14 protein-coding genes, 4 tRNA genes and 3 rRNA genes are annotated in these 24,152 nt (G+C 44.1%); 2 read left to right on the forward strand and 19 right to left on the reverse strand.

The window, feature by feature from the left end:
* Positions 1-54: 54 nt before the first annotated feature.
* The 7 genes from ACLJJ6_RS07905 to ACLJJ6_RS07935 all read right to left on the reverse strand — a co-directional run bounded on the left by ACLJJ6_RS07905 (position 55) and on the right by ACLJJ6_RS07935 (position 5,398).
* Positions 55-127, reverse strand: a tRNA-Thr gene (locus ACLJJ6_RS07905).
* A gap of 53 nt (positions 128-180) precedes the next feature.
* Positions 181-253: transfer RNA gene (locus ACLJJ6_RS07910), tRNA-Asn, on the reverse strand.
* Positions 254-259: 6 nt separating this feature from the next.
* A 5S ribosomal RNA gene (gene rrf, locus ACLJJ6_RS07915) occupies positions 260-376 on the reverse strand.
* A 95-nt stretch (positions 377-471) separates the two neighbouring features.
* A 23S ribosomal RNA gene (locus ACLJJ6_RS07920) occupies positions 472-3,394 on the reverse strand.
* 176 nt (positions 3,395-3,570) lie between these two features.
* Positions 3,571-3,643: transfer RNA gene (locus ACLJJ6_RS07925), tRNA-Ala, on the reverse strand.
* 14 nt (positions 3,644-3,657) lie between these two features.
* Positions 3,658-3,732: transfer RNA gene (locus tag ACLJJ6_RS07930), tRNA-Ile, on the reverse strand.
* Between the two features lie 88 nt (positions 3,733-3,820).
* Positions 3,821-5,398, reverse strand: a 16S ribosomal RNA gene (locus ACLJJ6_RS07935).
* The 16S, 23S and 5S rRNA genes sit together here with 4 tRNA genes alongside, the layout of an rRNA operon.
* A gap of 620 nt (positions 5,399-6,018) precedes the next feature.
* Here ACLJJ6_RS07935 and ACLJJ6_RS07940 point away from each other — a divergent pair.
* Positions 6,019-7,260: an ISL3 family transposase gene (locus ACLJJ6_RS07940; protein ID WP_412988180.1), complete on the forward strand. Its 1,242-nt coding sequence runs from the start codon at positions 6,019-6,021 to the stop codon at positions 7,258-7,260.
* 88 nt (positions 7,261-7,348) lie between these two features.
* Here ACLJJ6_RS07940 and lysS read toward each other — a convergent pair whose 3' ends face one another.
* The 3 genes from lysS to hslO all read right to left on the reverse strand — a co-directional run bounded on the left by lysS (position 7,349) and on the right by hslO (position 10,912).
* Entirely contained in the window at positions 7,349-8,821 is a 1,473-nt protein-coding gene (gene lysS, locus ACLJJ6_RS07945) for a lysine--tRNA ligase (RefSeq protein ID WP_412990454.1), read from the reverse strand.
* 93 nt (positions 8,822-8,914) lie between these two features.
* Positions 8,915-9,922, reverse strand: a complete 1,008-nt coding sequence (gene dusB, locus ACLJJ6_RS07950) for a tRNA dihydrouridine synthase DusB (protein ID WP_412988785.1) — start codon at positions 9,920-9,922, stop codon at positions 8,915-8,917.
* 105 nt (positions 9,923-10,027) lie between these two features.
* Positions 10,028-10,912 (reverse strand): Hsp33 family molecular chaperone HslO, encoded by an 885-nt coding sequence (gene hslO, locus ACLJJ6_RS07955; RefSeq protein ID WP_412988786.1) that lies wholly within the window; start codon positions 10,910-10,912, stop codon positions 10,028-10,030.
* A gap of 246 nt (positions 10,913-11,158) precedes the next feature.
* On the opposite strand from hslO, the gene ACLJJ6_RS07960 reads away from it, so the two are divergent.
* Positions 11,159-12,400, forward strand: a complete 1,242-nt coding sequence (locus ACLJJ6_RS07960; protein ID WP_412988599.1) for an ISL3 family transposase — start codon at positions 11,159-11,161, stop codon at positions 12,398-12,400.
* A 100-nt stretch (positions 12,401-12,500) separates the two neighbouring features.
* Here the strand turns inward: ACLJJ6_RS07960 and ftsH are convergent, their stop codons facing one another.
* The 9 genes from ftsH to pth all read right to left on the reverse strand — a co-directional run bounded on the left by ftsH (position 12,501) and on the right by pth (position 24,068).
* On the reverse strand, positions 12,501-14,651 hold the full coding sequence (gene ftsH / locus ACLJJ6_RS07965) for an ATP-dependent zinc metalloprotease FtsH (RefSeq protein WP_412988788.1): 2,151 nt from the start codon (positions 14,649-14,651) through the stop codon (positions 12,501-12,503).
* Positions 14,652-14,748: 97 nt separating this feature from the next.
* Entirely contained in the window at positions 14,749-15,291 is a 543-nt protein-coding gene (gene hpt / locus ACLJJ6_RS07970; RefSeq protein ID WP_412988790.1) for a hypoxanthine phosphoribosyltransferase, read from the reverse strand.
* Positions 15,291-16,688 (reverse strand): tRNA lysidine(34) synthetase TilS, encoded by a 1,398-nt coding sequence (gene tilS, locus ACLJJ6_RS07975; protein ID WP_412988792.1) that lies wholly within the window; start codon positions 16,686-16,688, stop codon positions 15,291-15,293. Before tilS ends, hpt begins: the two co-directional genes overlap by 1 nt.
* Before the next feature lie 81 nt (positions 16,689-16,769).
* Positions 16,770-17,267 (reverse strand): S1 domain-containing RNA-binding protein, encoded by a 498-nt coding sequence (locus ACLJJ6_RS07980; protein ID WP_412988794.1) that lies wholly within the window; start codon positions 17,265-17,267, stop codon positions 16,770-16,772.
* 144 nt (positions 17,268-17,411) lie between these two features.
* A complete protein-coding gene (locus ACLJJ6_RS07985) occupies positions 17,412-17,783 on the reverse strand; it encodes an FtsB family cell division protein (protein WP_412988796.1) in 372 nt (123 codons plus the stop codon).
* 282 nt (positions 17,784-18,065) lie between these two features.
* Positions 18,066-18,335, reverse strand: a complete 270-nt coding sequence (locus ACLJJ6_RS07990) for an RNA-binding S4 domain-containing protein (RefSeq protein WP_412988797.1) — start codon at positions 18,333-18,335, stop codon at positions 18,066-18,068.
* Positions 18,336-18,365: 30 nt separating this feature from the next.
* Positions 18,366-19,970 carry a putative polysaccharide biosynthesis protein gene (locus ACLJJ6_RS07995; RefSeq protein ID WP_412988798.1) on the reverse strand — a complete coding sequence of 535 codons (1,605 nt, stop codon included), beginning with the start codon at positions 19,968-19,970 and terminating at the stop codon, positions 18,366-18,368.
* Between the two features lie 18 nt (positions 19,971-19,988).
* Complete coding sequence (mfd, locus tag ACLJJ6_RS08000) at positions 19,989-23,492, reverse strand: transcription-repair coupling factor (RefSeq protein ID WP_412988800.1); 3,504 nt, start codon at positions 23,490-23,492, stop codon at positions 19,989-19,991.
* Between the two features lie 18 nt (positions 23,493-23,510).
* Positions 23,511-24,068 (reverse strand): aminoacyl-tRNA hydrolase, encoded by a 558-nt coding sequence (pth, locus tag ACLJJ6_RS08005; protein ID WP_412988802.1) that lies wholly within the window; start codon positions 24,066-24,068, stop codon positions 23,511-23,513.
* Positions 24,069-24,152 lie beyond the last annotated feature (84 nt).

Raw genomic sequence — 24,152 nt, forward strand, 5'->3', positions numbered from 1 at the left:
CCTCCCAAATACTCCTGAAAACAACAAAAGACACCACAAACGGTGTCTTTTAGATGCCGGCTAGGCGACTTGAACACCCGACCCTCGGTTTACGATACCGATGCTCTACCAACTGAGCTAAGCCGGCACTATAGAAAAAGATGCTAACTTTCCATTTGAGAAGGTTAACATCTATCACTACTCCGGCAGGCGGACTCGAACCGTCGACAACCTGATTAACAGTCAGGGGCTCTACCAACTGAGCTATGCCGGAATATTCGCATGGCAACGTCCTACCCTCGCAGGGAGCGATCCCCCAACTACTCTCGGCGCTAAGAAGCTTAACTTCTGTGTTCGACATGGGAACAGGTGTATCCTTCTCGCTATCGCCACCACACTTCTCCGATCCACCTTCGTGGCTCGTGTGAAAGAATTTTATTCTCTCAAAACTAAATAATATCTACTCTCTTTTCTTCCGAGTGCCACCACTTCGTGGTTAAGTCCTCGACCGATTAGTATTGGTCCGCTCCATGTATCACTACACTTCCACTCCCAACCTATCTACCTGATCATCTCTCAGGGGTCTTACTTCCATAAATGGAATGGGAAATCTCATCTTGAGGCGAGTTTCACACTTAGATGCTTTCAGCGTTTATCTCATCCATACATAGCTACCCAGCGATGCTCCTGGCGGAACAACTGGTACACCAGCGGTATGTCCATCCCGGTCCTCTCGTACTAAGGACAGATCCTCGCAAATTTCCTACGCCCGCGACGGATAGGGACCGAACTGTCTCACGACGTTCTGAACCCAGCTCGCGTACCGCTTTAATGGGCGAACAGCCCAACCCTTGGGACCGACTACAGCCCCAGGATGCGATGAGCCGACATCGAGGTGCCAAACCTCCCCGTCGATGTGAACTCTTGGGGGAGATAAGCCTGTTATCCCCAGGGTAGCTTTTATCCGTTGAGCGATGGCCCTTCCATACGGTACCACCGGATCACTAAGCCCGACTTTCGTCCCTGCTCGACCTGTCTGTCTCGCAGTCAAGCTCCCTTCTGCCTTTACACTCTTTGAATGATTTCCAACCATTCTGAGGGAACCTTTGGGCGCCTCCGTTACTCTTTAGGAGGCGACCGCCCCAGTCAAACTGCCCACCTGACACTGTCTCCCGCCACGCTTAGTGGCGCGGGTTAGAGGGTTCATACAGCGAGGGTAGTATCCCACCAACGCCTCCACCGAAACTAGCGTTCCGGTTTCTACGGCTCCTACCTATCCTGTACAAGCTGTACAAACACTCAATATCAAGCTACAGTAAAGCTCCATGGGGTCTTTCCGTCCTGTCGCGGGTAACCCGCATCTTCACGGGTATTATAATTTCACCGAGTCTCTCGTTGAGACAGTGCCCAGATCGTTACGCCTTTCGTGCGGGTCGGAACTTACCCGACAAGGAATTTCGCTACCTTAGGACCGTTATAGTTACGGCCGCCGTTTACTGGGGCTTCATTTCAAAGCTTCGCCGAAGCTAACTCATTCACTTAACCTTCCAGCACCGGGCAGGCGTCAGCCCCTATACGTCATCTTACGATTTTGCAGAAACCTGTGTTTTTGATAAACAGTCGCCTGGGCCTATTCACTGCGGCTGATCTTGCGATCAGCACCCCTTCTCCCGAAGTTACGGGGTCATTTTGCCGAGTTCCTTAACGAGAGTTCTCTCGCTCACCTGAGGATACTCTCCTCGACTACCTGTGTCGGTTTGCGGTACGGGTAGTTAAACTCTAACTAGAAGCTTTTCTCGGCAGTGTGACATCAGGAACTTCGTTACTTTAAATTTCACTCCCCATCACAGCTTGTCCTTGAGGCAAAAAGCATTTAACTCTTCACCAGACTCGCTGCTTGGACGCACATTTCCAACCGTGCGCTTTCCTTAGCCTCCTGCGTCCCTCCATTGTTCAAACAAGTTTAACTAGTACAGGAATCTCAACCTGTTGGCCATCGTCTACGCCTCTCGGCCTCGACTTAGGTCCCGACTAACCCTGGGTGGACGAGCCTTCCCCAGGAAACCTTAGTCATACGGTGGACAGGATTCTCACCTGTCTTTCGCTACTCATACCGGCATTCTCACTTCTAAGCGCTCCAACAGTCCTCACGGTCTGCCTTCATTGCCCTTAGAACGCTCTCCTATCACGCCACCTGACGGTGGCATCCACAGTCTCGGTAATATGTTTCAGCCCCGGTACATTTTCGGCGCAGAATCACTCGACTAGTGAGCTATTACGCACTCTTTAAATGATGGCTGCTTCTGAGCCAACATCCTAGTTGTCTATGCAACTCCACATCCTTTTCCACTTAACATATATTTAGGGACCTTAACTGGTGGTCTGGGCTGTTCCCCTTTCGACGATGGATCTTATCACTCACCGTCTGACTCCCGGACATAAATCAATGGCATTCGGAGTTTATCTGAATTCAGTAACCCAAGACGGGCCCCTAGTCCAAACAGTGGCTCTACCTCCATGATCCTAATTCCGAGGCTAGCCCTAAAGCTATTTCGGAGAGAACCAGCTATCTCCAAGTTCGTTTGGAATTTCACCGCTACCCACACCTCATCTCAGCACTTTTCAACGTACACGAGTTCGGTCCTCCAGTGCGTTTTACCGCACCTTCAACCTGGACATGGGTAGGTCACTTGGTTTCGGGTCTACATCTACATACTCAGTCGCCCTCTTCAGACTCGCTTTCGCTGCGGCTCCGTTTCTTCAACTTAACCTGGCATGTAAACGTAACTCGCCGGTTCATTCTACAAAAGGCACGCCATCACCCCTTAACGGGCTCTGACTTCTTGTAGGCACATGGTTTCAAGAACTATTTCACTCCCCTTCCGGGGTGCTTTTCACCTTTCCCTCACGGTACTGGTTCACTATCGGTCACTAGGGAGTATTTAGCCTTGGGAGATGGTCCTCCCGGATTCCGACGGAGTTACACGTGTTCCGCCGTACTCAGGATCCTGAACTGAGGGATCTTCATTTTGCCTACGGGGCTATCACCCGCTCTGGCCAGTCTTCCCAGACTGTTCGGCTATGAAATCTTTGGTAACTCAAATGTTCAGTCCTACAACCCCAGGAAGCAAGCTTCCTGGTTTGGGCTGTTCCCCGTTCGCTCGCCGCTACTTAGGGAATCGATATTTCTTTCTCTTCCTGCGGGTACTGAGATGTTTCAGTTCCCCGCGTCTACCTCCAACCACACTATGTATTCATGTGGTGGTAACAACGGATTAGTGTTGTTGGGTTTCCCCATTCGGAAATCTCCGGATCAAAGCTTACTTACAGCTCCCCGAAGCATATCGGTGTTAGTCCCGTCCTTCATCGGCTCCTAGTACCAAGGCATTCACCATGCGCCCTTTATAACTTAACCTAACTTTACCTGCGGTAAAGTGGTTTTGAGTTTAGCGATTATGTTTCGAACTAATCTTGTTTTAAAACTCTATAAAACGCGGTGTTCTCGGTTTAATTATTGACAATAATTAAAATTAGAAAATTTTTCGATATTATTTAGTTTTCAAAGAACAAAATCGACGGCATCACCGTCAATGGAGAATAGCGGGATCGAACCGCTGACCTCCTGCGTGCAAGGCAGGCGCTCTCCCAGCTGAGCTAATTCCCCAACAAATGTAACTATGGGCCTAAATGGACTTGAACCATCGACCTCACGCTTATCAGGCGTGCGCTCTAAACCAGCTGAGCTATAGGCCCGTTCGCGCTTATCTACATTTGAGAGTAAACCTCTCAAAACTAAACAAAGTTTCAACAATGTGCAGGTTTCCGTTTCTATTTTCCTTAGAAAGGAGGTGATCCAGCCGCAGGTTCTCCTACGGCTACCTTGTTACGACTTCACCCCAATCATCTGTCCCACCTTAGACGGCTAGCTCCCGAAGGTTACTCCACCGGCTTTGGGTGTTACAAACTCTCATGGTGTGACGGGCGGTGTGTACAAGGCCCGGGAACGTATTCACCGCGGCATGCTGATCCGCGATTACTAGCGATTCCAACTTCGTGCAGGCGAGTTGCAGCCTGCAGTCCGAACTGAGAACAGTTTTAAGAGATTAGCTAAACCTCGCGGTCTCGCAACTCGTTGTACTGTCCATTGTAGCACGTGTGTAGCCCAGGTCATAAGGGGCATGATGATTTGACGTCGTCCCCACCTTCCTCCGGTTTGTCACCGGCAGTCTCACTAGAGTGCCCACCTTAATGCTGGCAACTAATAATAAGGGTTGCGCTCGTTGCGGGACTTAACCCAACATCTCACGACACGAGCTGACGACAACCATGCACCACCTGTCATTCCGTCCCCGAAGGGAACGCCTAATCTCTTAGGTTAGCAGAAGATGTCAAGACCTGGTAAGGTTCTTCGCGTAGCTTCGAATTAAACCACATGCTCCACCGCTTGTGCGGGCCCCCGTCAATTCTTTTGAGTTTCAACCTTGCGGTCGTACTCCCCAGGCGGAATGCTTAATGCGTTAGCTGCAGCACTGAAGGGCGGAAACCCTCCAACACTTAGCATTCATCGTTTACGGCATGGACTACCAGGGTATCTAATCCTGTTCGCTACCCATGCTTTCGAGCCTCAGCGTCAGTTGCAGACCAGAGAGCCGCCTTCGCCACTGGTGTTCTTCCATATATCTACGCATTTCACCGCTACACATGGAGTTCCACTCTCCTCTTCTGCACTCAAGTCTCCCAGTTTCCAATGCACTTCTTCGGTTAAGCCGAAGGCTTTCACATTAGACTTAAAAAACCGCCTGCGCTCGCTTTACGCCCAATAAATCCGGATAACGCTTGCCACCTACGTATTACCGCGGCTGCTGGCACGTAGTTAGCCGTGGCTTTCTGGTTGGATACCGTCACTGCATGAGCAGTTACTCTCACACACGTTCTTCTCCAACAACAGAGTTTTACGACCCGAAAGCCTTCATCACTCACGCGGCGTTGCTCCATCAGACTTGCGTCCATTGTGGAAGATTCCCTACTGCTGCCTCCCGTAGGAGTCTGGGCCGTGTCTCAGTCCCAATGTGGCCGATTACCCTCTCAGGTCGGCTACGTATCACTGCCTTGGTGAGCCATTATCTCACCAACTAGCTAATACGCCGCGGGTCCATCCAGAAGTGATAGCCGAAGCCATCTTTTAAAAGTTAACCATGCGGTTGACTTTATTATGCGGTATTAGCATCTGTTTCCAGGTGTTATCCCCCGCTTCTGGGCAGGTTACCCACGTGTTACTCACCCGTTCGCCACTCACTTTATGGTTACGATCATCTTCGATGCAAGCATCTCTAATTCACGTAACGAAAGTGCGTCCGACTTGCATGTATTAGGCACGCCGCCAGCGTTCATCCTGAGCCAAGATCAAACTCTCATATTATAATTGAGTTTTTAAAAAGCTCATTTGTTGTTTCATTGTTTTAAGCGAATTGACTTCGCAAATTGTTTGCTTCAAATTCTCATTTGAAGACCCTACACATTTGTTTCGTCGAAACTTTGTTCAGTTTTCAAAGATCTACTATATCGCTGTTAAAAGCAGATGTTCTTTTTTTGACAGCTATATAATCATAGCACCGTCAAATTTCAATGTCAACAAAAACTTTTTTGTTAATTGAAACAGAAATACATATTGCTCCTAAACAACGTGTACTAGTATAACCAGAAAACTACCTTCGGGTCAATAGCAAAATTGAGTCTCCGCGCCGTCACGCGTTCAATTGAACACCCTATCCAGAATAAAATCCGAACTATTTATGCTGAGAATTATCAATTCGTTTCGAAATAGCTAAAAACAAAATCCATTTTATATCTTTTTTATAGTACGAAGAAAGAAAAGTAAAAAAATAAACTATTCACAAAAAATGAATAGTTTATTTGGGTCTACACTTTCTGGTATTGGTGAATAACTGATACCAGTTTTTATTTTGAAAAAAAAAAGGACATTTGCCCTCTTTGTGTTACGATTTAATCGCCTAATAAAATCGAAAAGAGGAAAAACAAATGTCCCTAACTAATTCTATCCTAAGCCTATTCGAAATAACAGACCCTAATTTAACTGTAACTGAGATTACTAAGGAACATTATCCCAATGGGCAACACGTTCATGTCGTTCACGCTATCCTTTCCTATCAACTTTTAAAATGTCCTCATTGTGGCCATAAATCTCTAATCAAAAATGGAACTCACATTGGCCATCTAAGATTGGGAACCTTATCAGGTGGACGTTATGAGATGCAGCTAAAACGACAAAGATATCAATGTAAACGGTGTTTAAAAACCTGTGGTGCTCAAACTAACCTCGTTAAACGTAATGAAACTTTTACGCATAATGTGAAACATCAAGTAATTGTTCTGGCTCGGGATATGCTGACCAGTAAAGAAATCGCTAAGATTTGTGGGATTTCACCAAGTAGTGTTCAACGCATTTTAAATGCGAATATTCACTTAGCTTATCGTGTTAAAACACTCCCCCAAAATCTTTGTTTTGATGAATTCCGTTCCTGTAATCATCTAATGTCCTTTAACTGTTGCGATGCCGTTAGTCATCGCCGCATTGTGATTCTTAAGGATCGCCTTAGTAAGGATATCATTGATTACTTTGAAGCTCGCTATTCAGTTCAAGAACGTATGAAAGTTCAAACAATCACCGTTGATATGAATGCTGAGTATGCTGGCTTTATTCATCGGTTATTTCCTAAGGCAATAACCATCATTGACCGTTTCCACATTATTCAACTTGCCGGTCGGGCACTGGATAACGAACGTACACGTGTGATCCATACTTTTCAAGATAAGCATTCCCGAGTTTATCGCATTCTAAAATCTCAATGGCGTTTGTTCCATTTGGCAGAAGAAAAGGTCAATGATACTAAACTTATCTATTTACACGGTATCAACGAATACATGACCCAACAGAACGCCATTGACCTAGCCTTAGATGAATTTCCAGAATTTAAAACTGTGTATCAAACCTATCAAGGAATTCTAACAGCCATTCAACAAAAAGATGCGGTTGGATTTAAAACCTTGATTGCCAACTACAAGGCGGCTGGCAACCAAATGGATATTACTATCTCAACTTTAATAAAGAATGGTCCTGCTGTTCTCAATAGTTGTCGTTATCCGTATTCCAACGGTCCTATTGAAGGACTAAATCGTAAAATTAAGGTGTTAAAGCGTAGCTGTTTTGGTTTTCAAAATATTCATAACTTTTTCATTCGTATCAGTTTAATTTATGCGTAAACAAAAAAAGCACATTCACCGAAGTGAACATGCTTTTCAAAAATCTCCACCAATACAATTTGACAGAGACCCGTTTATTTTAAAAACACTATTTTTCCGGACGCATGGTTGGGAATAACAGCACATCACGAATTGAAGGTGCATCCGTTAATAACATTACAAGACGATCAATGCCAATTCCCAATCCACCTGTTGGCGGCATTCCATATTCCAAAGCTTCGATAAAGTCTTCGTCAATCCCTTCAGCTTCATCATTACCTTGTTCACGTTCCTTAACTTGAGCTTCAAAACGTTGCCGCTGATCAATCGGATCGTTCAACTCGGTAAACGCATTTGCGAACTCATTACCCTTAATATAGAGCTCAAATCGATCTGTAAACCGATCATCGTCAGGATTTTTCTTAGCTAGTGGCGAAATTTCGACTGGATGACCATAAATAAATACCGGCTGAGTCAGCTTATCTTGAACTAACTGTTCAAAAAATTCATTGATAATATGCCCAACTTGCCACCATTCTTCATAATGAATATGGTGCTCATCAGCTAATTTACGGGCATCCTCTAAAGACATCTTCGGCCAGAAATCAACACCGGCATATTCTTTAATGGCATCAACCATATGCATACGCGCAAAATCTTGACCTAAGTCCAGTTCTGTACCGTGGAAAGTAACCTTTCCATCAGGTGAAACTGCTTTGGCGGCTGCCTTGATAATGCCTTCCGTTTCATCCATAACGTCATGAAAGTCAAAATAAGCCGTGTAAGTTTCCAACATGGTGAACTCTGGGTTATGACGCGTATCCATCCCCTCGTTCCGGAAAACACGTCCAATTTCGTATACCCGTTCCATTCCTCCGACAATCAAGCGTTTTAAATGAAGCTCGAGTGCAATTCGCAGGTACAAATCAATATCTAAAGCATTATGATGGGTAATAAACGGACGCGCATTGGCACCGCCTGCTTGATTATGCAGCACTGGAGTTTCCACTTCCGTGTAGTCCAGGCCATCGAGATACTTACGAACGGCACTAATAATTTTAGTCCGTTTCATGAACCGTTCAAAACTGTCATCGTTAGCAATTAAGTCCAAATAACGCTGCCGATAGATTTGTTCCACATTTTGTAAGCCATGATACTTATCTGGGAGTGGTCGCAAAGCTTTGGTGAGGAAGGTGAGGCCTGTTGCCTTTACGGTCAATTCACCCATATCAGTCTTCATGACCTCACCAGTAATCCCAATAAAGTCACCCAAATCTGCTTGTTTGAAGAGTGCATATTCATCTTCGCCAACTGTGTCTTTACGGACATAAATCTGAATGGTTCCCTTACGATCCTTTAGGTCAGCAAAACCGACTTTACCTTTACCACGTTTGGACATCATCCGTCCGGCAATCTTAGCAGTAACATTCTTTGCTTCCAGATCTTCTTTAGAAAGATCTCCATACTGATCGTGGAGCTGCTTGCTCAAATAGGTCCGTTTAAACGCATGGCCAAACGGATCAATTCCCTTATCTCTTAAATCCTGCATTTTTTGACGACGAACTCTCAACTGATCGTTCATGTCTTGCTCTTTTTGTGCCACTTAAAAATCCTCCTCTGCCATATTTCTCACGTATTTATGATGCCTATTTTACACCAAAAAAGCAAACGCTGCTTATCTCGCTAGTTGTTGTCGCTTAATCAGCCGTTCCTGCTGTTGCTCAGCAAACCGGTCAAAAATATCATCCATTTCTTGCTCCGATTCCGCGTTGTTTAGCGCTACTTTTGTCCGGGCAGAATGCGAAATTCCTTTCAGATAATAGGCTGCTTGTGTCCGGAATTCACGTGGACCAACATAATCGCCTTTTAATTCCACCAAGCCGTGCAGGTGTTCCTTTGCAATTCGAATCTTTTCTGCCGGTTCTGGCTCATCGATTAATTCACCCGATTCTAGATAAGTTGATACCCGGTGTAACATCCAGGGGTTACCTAATACCGCACGACCAATCATGACAGCAGTTGCGCCCACTTCATCGAGCATTCGTTTCGCATCTTCAGGAGTGCGTACATCACCATTACCCATGAATGGAATAGTAAGCTGATCGGAAACCTCTTTTAAAATATTCCAATCTGCTTTTCCTGTGTACATCTGTTTACGTGTCCGCCCGTGCATGGCCAAAGCAGAAGCTCCTGCACGTTCAGCTGCTAGCGCGTTTTCCACCGCAAACACATGATCCGAATCCCAGCCAGTACGCATTTTCACTGTTACGGGCTTTTTTACCGCATCTGTCACGTAGGAAACCATCTCATAAACCTTATTAGGATCCAGCAACCAGCGGGCGCCAGCTTCGGTTTTAACCACTTTGTTCACTGGGCAGCCCATGTTAATATCAATAATATCAGCAGCTGTATGCTGATCCACGAACTTAGCAGCTTCAACCAACGTTTCTTTGGTGCCACCAAAAATTTGGATGCTCATGGGGTGTTCATGCGGATCGACATTCATCATACTCAAAGTTTTCTTATTTTTATACATAATGCCACGATCAGAAATCATTTCGCACACTACTAAACCTGCACCAAATTTCTTACAGATCAGGCGAAACGCCGAGTTAGTCACACCTGCCATTGGCGCCACTACCAGCTGATTGGGTATCTTGACATCACCAATTTGCCATTCCATTTTGTCACCTCATTTTAAAATTAAGCCGTTCCTTTTGTGCTGTTTAACACAAAGCCAGTCATGAAAATTATCATAACACAGAACCAATAACCAACCAAACTAAACTTAGCCGCGTGCTTTTAATTGAATGGCTTTCAGTTCCGTTTCGCTATAGTGATACTGATTGCCGCAAAAACGGCAAGTCACCTCTGCCCCATGATCTTCTGCAATCATGGCCGCTATTTCACTTTGAGGAAGACTTGTCATTGCAGCTGCAAAACGTTCTTTGGAACAATCACACTTGAAGCTTACGGGCAATTTGTCTAAAATTTTCACTTTGTCGTTTGCAAATAACATCTCCAAGATAGCTTCAGGGGTTTTCCCTTGCCGTAGTAAATCTGAAACCAGCGGCAAATTGTTCAAAGTCGTTTGCAAACGATCAATAGCTTCATCACTCGCACCCGGCATCACTTGAATCATGAAGCCGCCGGCAACTGCAACGGTCTCATCTGGATTAACAAAAACGGACACGCCTACTGAAGACGGAATTTGTTCTGATTGGGCGAGATAGTAAGTAAAATCATCCCCAATTTCACCAGAAGCCAAGCCAACGTTTCCGGTAAACGGATCTTTTAGCCCCATGTCTTTAGTTACTGATAACGTTCCTTGATTACCAACCGCTTTACCCACATCAATATGGTGCTTGGCATTTAATGGCAGCGAAACATGCGGATGCTGCAAATAACCTTTTACCGTTCCGTTAGCATTACCATCGATCACGATGCCGCCCACTGGGCCACCACCGTTGATCTTAACCGTTAGTTTTTCTTTGCCTTTAAGTAACGAAGACGACAGCATAAGGGTGCCTACCAAAGAACGCCCCAATGCCGCTGTTGCTGCACTCCAAGTATCATGGCGTTTTTGAGCTTCTCTGACAATATTTGTACCATTGACTACGTATGCACGAAACATGCCGTCATTGACAATACTTTTTATTAAATAGTCTTCCATGTTGACTCCTTATTTTTTCAGTTTACCGCCTTACATTTTTACACAAATTGCCTCTAAAACCAACCCTTAAAGACGCAAAAACAGCAAACTGATGAGATTCACCTCACCGGTTTGCTGCTTTTTTGGGTCTACACTTTCTGGTATTGGTGAATAACTGATACCAGTTTTTATTTTGAAAAAAAAGGACATTTGCCCTCTTTGTGTTACGATTTAATCGCCAAATAAAATCGAAAAGAGGAAAAACAAATGTCCCTAACTAATTCTATCCTAAGCCTATTCGAAATAACAGACCCTAATTTAACTGTAACTGAGATTACTAAGGAACATTATCCCAATGGGCAACACGTTCATGTCGTTCACGCTATCCTTTCCTATCAACTTTTAAAATGTCCTCATTGTGGCCATAAATCTCTAATCAAAAATGGAACTCACATTGGCCATCTAAGATTGGGAACCTTATCAGGTGGACGTTATGAGATGCAGCTAAAACGACAAAGATATCAATGTAAACGGTGTTTAAAAACCTGTGGTGCTCAAACTAACCTCGTTAAACGTAATGAAACTTTTACGCATAATGTGAAACATCAAGTAATTGTTCTGGCTCGGGATATGCTGACCAGTAAAGAAATCGCTAAGATTTGTGGGATTTCACCAAGTAGTGTTCAACGCATTTTAAATGCGAATATTCACTTAGCTTATCGTGTTAAAACACTCCCCCAAAATCTTTGTTTTGATGAATTCCGTTCCTGTAATCATCTAATGTCCTTTAACTGTTGCGATGCCGTTAGTCATCGCCGCATTGTGATTCTTAAGGATCGCCTTAGTAAGGATATCATTGATTACTTTGAAGCTCGCTATTCAGTTCAAGAACGTATGAAAGTTCAAACAATCACCGTTGATATGAATGCTGAGTATGCTGGCTTTATTCATCGGTTATTTCCTAAGGCAATAACCATCATTGACCGTTTCCACATTATTCAACTTGCCGGTCGGGCACTGGATAACGAACGTACACGTGTGATCCATACTTTTCAAGATAAGCATTCCCGAGTTTATCGCATTCTAAAATCGCAATGGCGTTTGTTCCATTTGGCAGAAGAAAAGGTCAATGATACTAAACTTATCTATTTACGCGGTATCAACGAATACATGACCCAACAGAACGCCATTGACCTAGCCTTAGATGAATTTCCAGAATTTAAAACTGTGTATCAAACCTATCAAGGAATTCTAACAGCCATTCAACAAAAAGATGCGGTTGGATTTAAAACCTTGATTGCCAACTACAAGGCGGCTGGCAACCAAATGGATATTACTATCTCAACTTTAATAAAGAATGGTCCTGCTGTTCTCAATAGTTGTCGTTACCCGTATTCCAACGGTCCTATTGAAGGACTAAATCGTAAAATTAAGGTGTTAAAGCGTAGCTGTTTTGGTTTTCAAAATATTCATAACTTTTTCATTCGTATCAGTTTAATTTATGCGTAAACAAAAAAACACATTCACCGAAGTGAACATGCTTTTCAAAAATCTCTACCAATACAATTTGACAGAGACCCGCTTTTTTAAGATCAAAACATCGGATTCCTTAAAGTTTCGTTGGATCGTTCGAATCATCATTATGATCAGTTTCATCATGAGAATCTGTTTCGTGAGAGCTTGGAAGACGGTGATTATGATCAGCATCTTCGTTTGACTCATGTTCACTCGGTGTTTCTAATTTATCATCCGAGTCACTCTGATTATCCGCATGACGTTCAGCTTCTTTACGTTCAAGTTCCCGTTTGGATTCTTCGAACGTTGCCGCCTTTTCACTTGGAAATTCTGATTCATTACCTTTTTCAGGCATTTTACCTGTCTTATAGAGACTAAGAATTTGTTTTTCATCCAAAGTTTCGTATTTCAGTAACGCTTCCGCGATTAACTTATGTTGTTCACGATGTGAAGCAATAATCTCTAAAGCTTGTTGATGGCCTTCTTCGGTCAAACGACGAACTTCTTCATCAATTAATGCCGCCGTCTTTTCAGAATAAGCCGGTCCGTTCTCACCATAATAAGATTGACCAGGAGCTGCTAATTCCACTTGGCCCAGCTTATCACTCATCCCGTACTGTGTAACCATCGCGCGGGCAATGCCAGTCGCCTGCTGGAAGTCATTTGAAGCACCCGAAGATTGAGAATTGAAAATCGTTTCTTCGGCTGCACGACCACCCATTAGCCCGGCAATCTGTTCCATAGCATCCTTCTTAGACATCAAGTTTTGGTCTTCACGAGGAAGCATAATGGCATAACCGCCGGCACGACCTCGCGGTACAATCGTAACTTTGTGCACAACGCGGGCATCATTTAAGACTAATCCCACAATGGTATGACCAGCTTCATGGTAAGCCACGACTTTACGTTCTTCCGGACTAACCACGGCATTCTTCTTAGCGGGCCCAGCAATAACTCGATCTTCGGCTTCATCTAAATCAGAAGCATCAATGATTTTCTTATTTCTACGGGCTGCTAATAATGCGGCTTCATTCAAAAGATTTTCCAAATCCGCACCCACAAAACCGGGTGTTTGTTTGGCAATCTCATTTAAATCAACGTTTTTATCAAGGGGTTTGTTTTTAGCATGAACCTTCAAGATTGCTTCACGCCCGCGAACATCAGGACGACCAACCAAAATCTTACGGTCAAATCGGCCAGGACGAAGCAAGGCAGGATCCAAAACGTCAGAACGGTTAGTTGCGGCCATCACAATGACACCCTCATTACCTGTAAAGCCGTCCATTTCAACCAGCAATTGGTTCAAAGTTTGTTCACGTTCATCATGACCGCCACCGACACCACTGCCACGACGACGACCAACCGCATCAATTTCATCGATGAAGATGATGGATGGGGCATTTTTCTTAGCTTGGTCAAATAAATCACGAACTCGGCTAGCACCAACCCCGACAAACATTTCAACGAAGTCAGAACCAGAAATGGAGTAAAACGGTACGCCCGCTTCTCCAGCAACCGCCTTGGCTAGTAAAGTTTTACCAGTACCGGGAGGCCCCTCTAAAAGTACCCCAGATGGAATCCGGGCACCCAACGACACAAACTTGCGTGGGTCTTTTAAGAATTCAACAACTTCGACAAGTTCTTGTTTTTCTTCTTCTTCACCCGCCACGTCAGAAAAGCGAACCTTGTTAGCCTTCTTGTCTGCAGGTTTTACTTTCGTCTTGCCAAAGTTCATGACGCCTTTGCTGCCGCCACCGCCTTGACCAGCCTGACTCATCATCATATAGAAGAAAACGATAAAAATCAGGAGTGGTAATCCGGTAATTAATAATTGTACCCAGAAACTATTTGAAGCTTCTGGTTTGGTATCCATTTTGACATTTTCCTTTTGAGCAGCTTTGGTAATCTGTTCTGTCGTTGAATCATTCTGCAAGACAGATGTTGTAAAGCTTTCGACACTGGTTGTCGAACTTGCTCCTGGGAATAAGCCAGATTGGGTGCTGCTCTTTTGTGCCGTCCGGTATTTACCAGTAATCTTGTAAACACCATTCGTTGGTTGGACAACAAAGCTCTTAACCTTGTTTTTTTGCAACTGGGACACAAATTGACTTGAAGAAATAGATGCTGTTTGCGTATTATTTCCCTGCCCAGTGACAAAATAAATGATGCCGACCATGGCTAAGAAAACAACGATGTAAAACAAACTATTTTTAAAAAGTCCGTTGTTATTCCCTTTGTTATTCATTGGAATCCTCCTTGTTAACGGTTTTACGAATGGTCAGCACGTGCTTGCTAATCCTTCGATAGTATAGATAATATCACACTTGACCAAGTTTGACCAATTATTTATTCACATAAATTTTGGGCTTTAAGACCCCGACATAAGGAAGGTTACGGTACTCCCCTTTGTAGTCTAACCCATACCCGACCACGAATTCATCTGGAACTACAAAACCAACATAGTCTGCTTTGGCTTCAAGTACCCGGCCGGCCGGCTTATCTAACAAGGTGCACACTTTGACACTTTTGGCATGGCGATCCTTTAAAAGATCAATAATAAATTTCAAAGTCCGCCCTGTATCCACAATGTCTTCAATAATAAGGACATCGCGGCCACTTACATCCTGACTAATATCAGTGACTAAGCGAACCTCTCCTGAAGAATGGGTACCGCCATTGTAACTGGAGACATCGATAAAATCGATTTGTGTATAAACTTCCATCTGTCTTAAAACATCTGTGGTAAAAAATACGGCCCCGGATAAAACACTAATGACAACGGGAACTTTATCTTGATAGTCGGCTGTCAGTTGCTTTCCTAACCGACCACAAGCCTCTGCAATGTCTGCTTGACTATATAAAACCCGTTCAATATCATCATTCATCAATTAAATTCCTCCAGATTATTTAGTTTCCAGATTATCCAATACTGTTTTGCTTGCCTATCTAAAGGCTTCCGCAGCCAGCTTTTACGCAGACCAAGTAGCCAAAGTGGCTGATTATCAGCGTCCATCAGCAACGGCCACACCTTCCGCCACGCAACAGGAACCTTGGCATCAACTAACGTTCGCCGAACCGATTTACGCCCGCCCTGTTTGAGATTGAGAAGAGCCGTTGATTGCTTGACCTTAATCTGTAATGGCCACTTAATCTGATTCTCACTAAGCTGCATCATTTGGTTGTGCTCGGCTAAAGGCATCGGAACCTTTGAGGCGTCAAATACGCCGACTTGACCAATATTGCCAACTGCTTGCCATTGATTCAATCTTAACATAGAATTCCCAGCCGATAACGCCTTTTTACGCAAATTTTCTTGCGAAACAAACCCAAAATTCTGATAATTTTTTTCAAACCAGAATTGTGACTGAATCTTGATTTTGCCATTCGGTTTTTGTTGATTCCGGAGCAACTGTAATATTTCTGCTTGCTTGCGATCAGTGACGGGGTCAGCTCCAAGACTTTGTCGACAAATCGCCTGTAGCGTCAAGGATTGCCATTCTGGTGTTAACTTTAGGAATGCCGCTGTCTCGTACCCGCCCGGTCGCTGTAAGGCTAATCTCAATTGTTCCGCTCTTTGCTTACTTGCTGTCAGCAACTGCTGTAGTTGTGTGGTGTACGCCTGCACGTGTACCAAAAAACGTGGGTTCTCCGCCTTAAGCCGCGGCACAATTTCATGTCTCATCCGATTACGGGTGTAATTTTCATCCTGATTGGTCTCATCTTCATACCACTGAACCTGGGCGTGTTTGGCAAACGCCCTAAGAGTAGCTTTAGAAAATGACAGTAATGGGCGCGCAACCTGTGTTTCTGCCGTCAAAGACCGTGTTTGAATACCCTGTAACTGCTGCAGATTACCACCGCGGACCAGTTTCATTAAAAAAGTCTCTGCCTGATCATCAGCGTGATGGGCGGTAAAAACATAGCGCGCATGATGCTTGCGGGCAACTTCTGCAAAAAATTGGTAGCGGAAAAGCCTTGCTGCATTTTCAACGCCGGTTTGCGGATGCAATTTTTTTGGCCAAACTTTAACCTCTAATTTAAGATGGTGACTAGCTGTATAGTCGGTAATAAATTCCTGTTCAATAGTGCTTTGTGCTCTTAATTGATGGTTAACATGCGCCACAACAATTTGCGGACGGTTGTAAGCAGCCAGGTGTTGGAGCAGGGTTAACAGCACCATTGAATCTACCCCTGTGGATACGGCCACAACCACCGTATCCTTTGAAGTTAACTGGTATTTCTGCATGTCCGACGCAAATTGCTTTTGCACTTGGCTTCCCATTAATGTTCACCTTCTAGCTTGAAGAAAAGCCCGATCAAAACAAAAGTTTTTGAAACGGGCTTTACATTTTAATTTTTATTTTTAACTTCGTCGACCACCACGGCCGCCACGTTTACCTTCTGTATTTCGTTTTAAAGTCGTTAGACGTGCTTCACTATCCTTCAAAAAGCCTGATAGCAATGAGTCAAAATCTTTCGTTTCTTCCCGGTGCTTGCTTGAATGCCCTTGATAACTCGAACTAGGCTTTGAAGTGTAACGATGGGAACCCGCGTCATGACTTGCATGATTTGCATGGCTTGAATGGCCTGTATGCGTCTCCTTACTTTGATGCTGCGCAGCTGGTTGCTCTTCTGCCTTGCGGATTGACAACCCAATTTTACCATCGTCGCCAACTGTTAATACTTTAACTGTTACTGTATCGCCCACCGTTAAGACATCATGAATATCCTTCACAAACCCATTGGAAACTTCACTAATATGAACCAAACCGGTCTTGTGATCTCCTAAATCGATAAACGCTCCAAAATTAGTGATTCCTGAAACCTTGCCAGATACTTTTGACCCAACTTCAATTGCCATAAAAAAGTACTTCCTCCTTAGACTGTGTGTAATAAGTATAGCACCACATCTCTTTGAGCGCGAGTATATCATAAGCGTTTTGAACGTAAAAAAAGACTAGTAAATTTGATTTTCCTAGTCTCCATTCAGCTAAAGTATTTGGTTTTAATTTTGACTGACATCTGATGCATGGTCTGTCGGCAAACTATAGATAATTTCACCGGACTTACTATAGTAATACTTTTCACGAAGCAGTTTCTGTAGGTAGTCCGCATCATTTAACTGTTTGACCTGCAGTCCCAGCGCCTTGTTTTCTGCTTTGGCGGTTGAATAATGGGTCCTGGTAGTTTGGATCTTTTCTTCAATTGCTGCTTTTTGGTAGTGCGTATGGACAATCTGAAAGCCAAAGATGCCCGCTAACACAATAAAGATACCCATGATGATATAAAAGCGATGCAATCGGGCTGTACGAATTCTTCTCATTTTTGCATCCACATTGGTTAAATTCTGTTGAGTATTATTCACGTTACTCGCCATCCGTACAACCCCATTTCAACTTTTTTGGTATCTCTATTTGTCATTATAGCAACCTCATTTTGGCCTGTCCATGAAATTCAAACAAAGAATTCATTAAAATTTGTAAGTGGTTTCGTTACCCCTAAAAAAGAGGCGAGCTTGCCAAAAAGTGGTAAGTCCGCCCCAAATTATTCCATTTCGAATGGGTAGTAACACAAAAATAAATTTGTGTCGCTAACTCACGCATTTTTTCTGCTGACACACCACAGCATCTTTAGTCACAAACGCCGCACAAATCACGTCCTATTGGCGATAATCCTTTTCGTAATCTTCTGACAAAATAGTGTACATTTGTTCTGCCTCATCCTTTTTAGTGGTTTCAAGCAGCGCATCAACCCTGATTGTGAGTGTCTTGTTCCCAAACTTGATCACCAATTTATCGTTTACCGCCACGTTCGATGATGATTTTGCCGTACGATCGTTGATCAAAATCCGACCTTGATCTGAAATTTCTTTAGCAACAGACCGACGTTTAATAATTCGTGAGACTTTTAAAAATTTATCTAATCGCATTTTATTTCCTCATTTCATTTTTTAGTTACTTTATTTTTTGGACACGATCTTTTCTAATTTTTTGAGTAGCCTTTTCCCATAAGGAATTGTTAGCCACTCACGGATGGTAAATAAGCGCAGTCCAATCGCAATTCCGCCAAAAACAAGCACCCCAATGCCGACGATAATCAAAATCAGCGCGCCTAATTCTAACCGACCAGCACCCACAAATAGCCTCAACAACCCCAGTTGAACAAAGTGGACTGCTAAAATCATGCCGAAACTCGTAATCACCAATTTTGTCAAAAAGCGCCAATCAAGCCGTAAGCTTTCCCGAAGGGCGTCCGACACTTGCACGAATAAACAGCCTAAGATAACTGCCAAGCTTAGGACAGTTACCCAACTGGCACCTTCAATTCCATAGTGGGTCACGGCTAACTGATTAAGTCCCAATTTAACCAACAGACCAGCACCAAACGCTATAATCGCTGGTTGAAAGACATTTAAGCTTTGCAGTACCGAATTATACGTTGTAATCAGTGCTGTCAAAATAATGGCAAGCACATAAATTTGGATGGCCCTTGTCCCTTCGGTATTACCGAATAAAACTTGATTAATTTGCGGCAAAAGAACTACCATACCTGCACAAGCGGCCACTGAAATGGCTAAACAAATGTGCAACATCGACTGGGCACTGCGTTTAAACTCTGTTTGATTACGTTTTTGAACCGCCTTAGTTAGGGAAGGCAGCAGTGTCGTTGAAAACGAGGTGGCAATCACTAGTCCCAACTGTACTAAGGGTTGGGCACGATCATAAACCCCCTTTAGTGATTTAGCCGCACGATCACTGTCGCCTCCTGCAACCAGACCATTCTTGACCGTGAAAGAGTCAATGAGTTGTAACAAAATAATGATTGCCGCAAATAAGCAAATGGTCCCGCCTTCAACCCAAAAGCGCCGGCCCAGCTGTTTATAACTCGGAATCTTTGGCTGGACTACCGGTGTGTGCGGCTGCCGGGTAAATAACTTTGTCCAAAACAACCGGCCAAAGTATAACGTACTTACCAGTGCCGCCACGACCGCCCCTGACATGGCCCAGGTTCCCATGCGATAGACATTCCAGTTTTGTTTAGCCGCCATATAGGCAACCACAATAATCACACCGACCCGCACGACCTGTTCCATAATTTGTGAACGTGCAGTCGGTCCCATTTGAAAAATACCTTGGTAATAGCCGCGGCCGACCGCAAGAAATGGCATGAACAAAAACATTAACGAAACACACCGGATAATGGGGGTTAGACCGCCATCCCCCATTGCCTGTGCAATAAATGGCGCACCACCCATCAAGGCCGCAACAATCACCACCGAAATACCACTCAGGATTACAAATGCTCTTTGTGCCACCCGGACCTTTGAAGCGGTTGTTTCTTGTTCCGCAATCAACTTGGATACAAACACGGGAAAGCCGCTCAGTGCAAAGGTAATGCCGATCCCATAGATAGGATAAATCTGCTGGTAAACGTAAAATCCTGTATTGCCAACCAGGTTTTGCAACGGAATACGATAAATCGCGCTCAGTACTTTAGCCACCAGCGATGCCAGCGTCAAAATAAAGGCGCCTTGCATAGCGTTTTTCATCTTCTTGTTTTGCACGGCGCAAACTCCTTTCACCTAAGCGACTTTCTTTATCAAAGCTTCGATAAATTGTTGCAACTGCTTCAACCAATCGGCTTCCTGCATTTTTGGTTGAATCACGAGTTTAATTTGCATCTTGCCATTGCCAACGTTCACCATGGCCTTTAGCTGGGTGACCGATAAGGCTTCAAAAATATCTGCTTGCTGTAAGTTTTTCGTTGCTCGTTTCGAGAGTGTGACCATAATGGCATCATCTTGACGCTGAATTTTTTCAACCAGTGCTTGATCTGCCAACATTTTGAGCTGTCCAACTGCCAAAAGATTGGTAACTTCCTGTGGATATTCTCCAAACCGGTCAATCAGGTCTTCTTGAATCTCAACAAATTGATCTTGATCTTCGATTTGACGAATACGTTTATACAGCTCAATTTTCTGCCGTTGGTCTTCAATGTAGTCACTAGGTAAATAAGCTTCAATACCCAGTTCAACTTCAGCGTCCGTTTTCACATGGCCCGTTTTTCCTTGTTTCTGGGCAACTGCATCTGAAAGCATTTGCGTATAAAGATCATAACCAACTGAGTCAATAAAGCCATGCTGCTGTTTGCCTAACAAATTTCCGGCTCCCCGAATGGATAAGTCACGCATCGCAATCTTAAATCCCGATCCTAATTCTGTGAAATCCTTAATGGCTTCCAACCGCTTTTCGCTGACTTCCGTGAGTACCTTGTTGGGTTTGTACGTAAAATAGGCGTAAGCAACCCGACTGCTGCGCCCAATGCGGCCTCGCAGTTGATACAGTTGCGACAACCCCATATGATCCGCATTTTCAACGAACAAGGTGTTCACATTGGGGATGTCCACTCCCGTTTCGATAATGGTCGTGGTGACCAAAACATCATATTCTCCCTGCACAAAATCGTACAACACATCTTCCATTTGTTTTTCCGACATTTGCCCATAAATATAAGTCACTGTGGCTTCCGGAGCCAATGCCTCTATTTGCTCAACAGTTTTCTCGATGTCTTCCACACGATTATGCAAATAAAAAACTTGTCCACCGCGTTGCAGTTCACGATGAATACCATCGCGAATTGCCCCGGCATTTTCCTCCATCACGTAAGTTTGAATGGGATAGCGGTTGGTTGGTGGTGTCTCAATAACCGAAAGATCACGTACCCCAATCATCGACATGTTTAAGGTTCGTGGAATGGGGGTTGCCGTTAAGGTCAAAACATCCACCTGTGATTTCAAATGTTTGATCCGCTCTTTATGCTTCACCCCAAAGCGCTGTTCTTCATCAATGATCAATAACCCTAAATCTTTAAATTTAACGTCTTTTGATAATAAGCGGTGCGTCCCGACCACAATATCGACGGTCCCGTTCTGTAAACCAGTCAGAGTTTCTTTAATCTGACTCTTCGTCCGAAAACGTGAAAGCACACCTACCGAAACAGGATAGCCACTAAATCGATTGATCATTGTCTCATAATGCTGTTGTGCCAAAATGGTGGTTGGCACCAAGAAAGCAATTTGCTTGCCGGATTCAACGGCTTTAAAGGCAGCCCGTAAAGCAACTTCCGTTTTACCGTAGCCCACATCACCGACCAAGAGACGGTCCATCGGTTTTGGCCGCTCCATGTCGCGCTTAATTTCGGCAATACTTCGCAGTTGGTCAGGGGTTTCTGTGTACGGAAAATCATCTTCAAATTGGCGCTGATAATCATCATCCGGCAAAAAGGCAAAGCCCGTTTCAGACTCGCGTTGGGCGTATAAGTCAACCAACTCATCGGCAATATCTTCAATCTTGGAAGCTACCCGCCGTTTCGTTTTTGCCCAATCACTGCCACCCAATTTGTTCAAATGCGGTTTTTTGCCTTCAGAAGCCACATACTTTTGAACTAAATTAAGTTGGGTAACCGGAATGAAGAGTTTTCCACTCCCCGAATACTGAATCGTAATGTAATCTTGGTGCACACCGTCCACAACGAGAGTGGTCATTCCGGTATAACGACCAATCCCATGATTCACATGAACCACGTAATCTCCGGGCTTCAACTCCGTGTAACTCTTTAAGCGTTGGGCGTTTTCCATTTTTTGACGTCGTGGTCGCTTCTTTGGTACTTTTGCGAACAGCTCATGTTCCGTCACCACGACCAAATTGGCTTCCGGAAATTCAAAGCCACTAGCTAATTGTCCCTGCATGATCGAAACACTCTGAGGCTCAATTGACTGGCCCCTCGTGATCACAGCCTCAATTTCAAAGTCGCGTAAAGTTTCACTAACTTTTGCCACCCGATCGGCTTTTTGGATCAACACCACAACCGTCTGTTTTTGCTTTTGCCAACGATCCATCTCTGTTTTCAAAACTGGCATTTGTCCAAAAAATTCTTGCATGGCTCGCGTTCTCAGATCTGTAATCTGGTCTAATTTAAGCCGGCCCAAGCCCTTTTGAAATAAGGATAATAACACCTGGGGCTGATCATTTGCTTTCATCAATTTGCGTATTTCAAACCCAAATTTCTGCGTGGAAATGACCTCATGGGTTTTTAATTTATCTGCGACCCATTCCGCCTCATCATCTTGCAAATCGCGCTCTGCTTCTAGGATTCGCGAATAATCGTCCATAACCAACACACCAGCGCCCAAATAATCGACCAGCGATTTTTTGTCAGGATAGAGATAGTCGCTAAAAATAATATCCTCTGGCATCACATTGCGCTCACTCCAACGTGCAGTAATCGCTTCTTCTCGTGCCGCAAGTAGTTGTTTATCATTGTCCGTCTTTAAGCGCTGAGCCTCTTTTTTTACAGCGGCCTGAAATTTAGCTAAACCTTTGGTCAACATTGCTTTAGTGACAACAAAGTCTGTGGCAGGCAAGATTTGAACTTCATCGATGTTTTTTACGCTCCGCTGGTTTTCGGCATCAAAATACCGAAGAGAATCCACCTCCGTATCGAAAAAGTCAATGCGGACGGGATATTCGGTTGCGAGCGGAAAAATATCCACAATTGACCCACGAACAGCGAAATCCCCTGGCCGGCTCACCATTTCTTGTCTGGCAAAACCCATATCGACTAATTGGTCTTCCAATTGGGCGAGCTCAAAATCAGCGCCGACTTTCACATTGAGGATTGCCTGTTGCATCGTTGCTTGGGGAACCAAAAACCGGCGCAGCCCTGAAACCGAAGTCACATAAACACCTGGTTTTTGAGCCAACAAAGCTGCTAAAAATTCGGTTCTTTGACCACGGTAGACCGGCGCACTGGTTGCCGCAGAAGCTGCCAGTGTTTCTTCAGCAGGAAAGAGATGAACTTGATCATCATTTAATTCGTTCTGCAAATCATCAACTAATTGCTGGGCATGGTAAAGATTATCGGTAACAGTCAATATTGGTACCTGTTGCGCCCGTAAAAATTCATTTAATAAAAGGGTCTTCGCGGATCCGACTAAACCAGTAATTAATTGCCGCTTTTGTGGTTCCAGTAACGTGAGGGTCTGCTTCACACCCGTACTACCGGCAAAAAAATCCTGAATATCCATAGTTGTCTCCTTCCCCATTTAATTATACTTATTCATCAGGTCTGCAATGGACATCCCATTAACCCAATCTTCCAGTCCATTCAAACTTTGAGTGACACTTTCTTCAAATAAAGGCTTTTGGGCGGGGGTGAATTTACTGAGGACATAATTAACCACCGTTGTTTTTTGTGGATGGTCTGTCCCGACTTTCAAACGATCAAACGTCTGTGTCTTTAAATGAGCAATCAAACTTTTGATCCCATTATGACCACCGGCAGCTCCTTTTTTTCGAAAACGAATTTTTCCTACCGGTAAATCCATGTCGTCATAAACCACAATTAAGTCCTCAAGCGCAATTTTGTAGTAATCCATGAGCGGACGCACTGCACGGCCTGATTCGTTCATATATGTAGAAGGTTTGACTAACAATACTTTTTCACCATTAATCACAACGGTCGCAATCGCAGCCTCCATTTGATGTTTGGTAAATGCGGCGTGATGCACCTGTGCAAATTGGTCGACAACCATAAAACCAGTGTTATGTCTCGTTTCATCATATTGTGTGCCGATATTACCTAACCCAACGATCATTTTCATTTTTACCCGTGACTCCTTAGTTATTTTTGAACAAATTTCAAAAAACACAAAATGGCTGAACGGTTCATTTTCCGTTCAGCACCC

Origin of the sequence: Pediococcus siamensis, from assembly GCF_047220215.1 — a bacterium.
In the GTDB taxonomy this organism is placed as follows: domain Bacteria; phylum Bacillota; class Bacilli; order Lactobacillales; family Lactobacillaceae; genus Pediococcus; species Pediococcus siamensis.